Consider the following 2,793-nt stretch of genomic DNA (forward strand, 5'->3'; position numbering starts at 1 on the left):
CTTGAAAATGCTGACCGGCGAGATGAAGCCGGACGCCGGCTCGGTGCGGCTCGGCACCAATCTGGAGATCGCCACGCTCGACCAGAAGCGCGAGGCGGTCGACCCGCAGGAGACGCTGGCACAATATCTCACCGATGGGCGCGGCGAAAACCTCGTCATCAATGGCGAGCAGCGCCACGTGGTCTCCTACATGAAGGATTTCCTGTTCAAGCCCGAGCAGGCGCGCACGCCGGTGCGCGAGTTGTCCGGCGGCGAGCGGGCGCGGCTCTTGCTGGCGCGCGTGCTGGCGCGGCCCGCAAACCTTCTGGTGCTCGATGAGCCGACCAACGATCTCGACATGGAGACGCTGGAACTGCTGCAGGAACTGGTCGCCGGTTTCGCCGGCACCGTCATCCTGGTCAGCCACGACCGCGATTTCCTCGACCGCACCGTGACCAGCCTGATCGCGCCGGATGGTGAGGGCCGCTGGATCGAATATGCCGGCGGCTACTCCGACATGCTGGCGCAGCGCGGCGGCACGAAGCTGGACGACCGCAAGGCGCGGGCGAGAGCCGAAAATGGCGAGGCGCCCGCGTCAGGCAAGAGCGAAGCCGCCGCGCCAAAAGGGCCGGCGAAGAAACTGTCGTTCAAGCAGAAATTCGCACTGGAATCCCTGCCGAAGAAAATCGAAGCTGTGATGGCCTCGATCTCGAGGCTGGAGAACAACATCGCCGATCCGGCCTATTACGAGCGCGATCCGGCCTCGTTCCAGAAAACCATCGCCGCCCTCGACAAGGAGCGCGCGACGCTGGCCGCGCTCGAGGAAGAATGGCTGGAACTGGAGATGTTGCGCGAGGAGATGGAGGGGTGAGGAGTGTTTCGGCCGTAGGCCGATCAATCGACGACGATTTGTCGATTGAAGCGACGAACGCCCGGAGCCATAGCGAAGGGGCCGAGCGCCCCTACCTGCAGCTAGAACCGCCTGATTGCCTCCATACAGAAATGCGCATATATTATGCGCATGTTGCGGAGGCTATTATGCGCAAAATTGCCTTGAGTGCGACCCGTCAGCCAGCAAATCTGTCGATCGATTCGAACCTCATGAGGGAAGCCAAGGGACTTGACGTGAATGTCTCGCGCGCTGCGGAGGCCGGCATCGCGGAGGCGGTGGCTGCCGAAAAAACGCGACTGTGGAAGCTTGAGAACCGCGCCACGATGGACGCGTGGAACGACTATATCGAGAAACATGGCATCCCGCTGGAAGAGTACCGGCAGTTCTGATGCCCCGCTATGATGTCTTCGCCGGTCGCATCGAAGGCAGCTATGTGCTCGACGTTCAGTCAGAGCTGCTCGACAATTTCAAGACGCGGGTGGTCGTGCCGCTTCTGCCGGTCGCAATGGTGCCACCGCCGATGCGAAAGCTTCATCCGATTTTTGAGATCAACGGTCGAAAGCTCGTTATGGCAACACACCTGGTTGCCACCGTTTCTGCCAGCGAATTGGGCGAAAGTCGGCTGAACCTGATCAAGCACCACGACGACATCGTCGCTGCGCTCGACATGCTGTTCCAGGGCTTCTGAACGGCGGCTACAGCGTCTCAGCCTGCCGTCTTGGCCTGCCAGGCCTTGATTGCCTCGTCGAACACCTTCTCTCCGGGAATGCCCTTTTCCATGGTCAGCAACGCCCGCCGTCCGGTCTTGTAGACCACCGGCACGTCGATCCAGTCCTGGCCGCGCAACAAGGTCATGTTGGCGTCTTCGTCGGCCTTGGTGTCGTTGAGCGCGACGAGGAAGAAGCCGTCGGCAATCTTGGCCGGAATGCCGATCAGCGGGCTGCCGGCATCCTGCTCCGAAGCCTTCATGGCAACGCGCAGGATGTTGTCGACACCGCCGCCCTCGAAGCCGTCGGGCGTCAGGAAGATCATCTCGATGATATGGCTGGCCGGCAGCGTCTGGTCGGTGTTGCGGCGGATGGTCATGCGCAACTGGATGTCCTTGCCGGGAATGGTCGCCTCAGCGCGGATCGCCGGCTCCGGCGGCAGGTCGCCACCGGGCGATTCCTGCACCAGCGACCAGACGATGTTGCCGGGCTCGGCGGAGCCCTGGGCGGTGCTGGTGCGCTCCTCATAGAAGATCGCCTTCTGGCCGACAGGCAGAGCGGCTTCCGCAGGCGCAGCCGCCGGGGCGGGCGGCGCGGCACCTGCCGGTGCTGGCGGCGTGCCGGCAGCACCGGCCGGCGCTGCAGGCGCTGCTCCGTTGGCAGGCGGCGTTGCGGGGGCGGCATCTGTCGCCGGAGGCGTAGTCGCGGCAGGCGTACCGGCGGCCGGTGCGGAAATCGCCGGTGCGTTCGGGGCCGAGGGCGGGGTGGTCAGCGCCGCGACCGATTCGCCTTCGCCGATGCCGCTTTGGCCACCGGCCGGACCCGGGTCGACTTCACCACCCTGCGGTGTCAGCCGCTGGGTGAATTTCGTGCTTTCGGCTTCCGTGCCGCCAGCCGCGGGCGCCGGCGGCGCTGCCGCGGCATCGGTTGCCGGCTTGGCCGGCGCTGGCTTCACGGGTTCGGTTTTCGCTACCTGATTGCCGCCAAGCCCCAGCATCTTGCCGAAGGCGTCCTTGTTCAGCCAGATGCCGTAGCCGCCGCCGGCAACGACCAGCAGTGCGAAGACGGCCGCGATCAGCCCGCCATAGCTGCGCTTGCGCTCGGCGGGACGCAGGCGCTGGAAGGTATCCGGTACCGGCTCTTCATTGTCTTCGTTGCTGGAAAAGACATCGGCCTCGTCGTCCGCCTCCTCGGCGTTCATGCCTGGAAGAGGCG

At 64.6% G+C, this 2,793-nt stretch carries 4 protein-coding genes; 3 read left to right on the plus strand and 1 reads right to left on the minus strand.

The features are described 5' to 3' along the window. The 3 genes from EN994_RS25705 to EN994_RS25715 form a co-directional block, all read left to right on the plus strand. A partial coding sequence (locus EN994_RS25705) for an ATP-binding cassette domain-containing protein (protein ID WP_127307907.1) occupies positions 1 to 850 on the plus strand: 850 nt, incomplete at its 5' end. A 167-nt stretch (positions 851 to 1,017) separates the two neighbouring features. After that, positions 1,018 to 1,260 (plus strand): type II toxin-antitoxin system CcdA family antitoxin, encoded by a 243-nt coding sequence (locus EN994_RS25710; protein WP_063170355.1) that lies wholly within the window; start codon positions 1,018 to 1,020, stop codon positions 1,258 to 1,260. Next, complete coding sequence (locus EN994_RS25715) at positions 1,260 to 1,559, plus strand: CcdB family protein (protein ID WP_063169193.1); 300 nt, start codon at positions 1,260 to 1,262, stop codon at positions 1,557 to 1,559. The genes EN994_RS25710 and EN994_RS25715 overlap by 1 nt, the downstream gene beginning before the upstream one ends. A gap of 17 nt (positions 1,560 to 1,576) precedes the next feature. Here the strand turns inward: EN994_RS25715 and EN994_RS36375 are convergent. Then, positions 1,577 to 2,793, minus strand: a 1,217-nt coding sequence (locus tag EN994_RS36375) for a hypothetical protein (protein ID WP_127307908.1), incomplete at its 5' end; no start/stop codon positions are given.

Source organism: Mesorhizobium sp. M7A.F.Ca.CA.002.09.1.1 (genome assembly GCF_003998555.1).
GTDB classification, from domain to species: domain Bacteria; phylum Pseudomonadota; class Alphaproteobacteria; order Rhizobiales; family Rhizobiaceae; genus Mesorhizobium; species Mesorhizobium ciceri.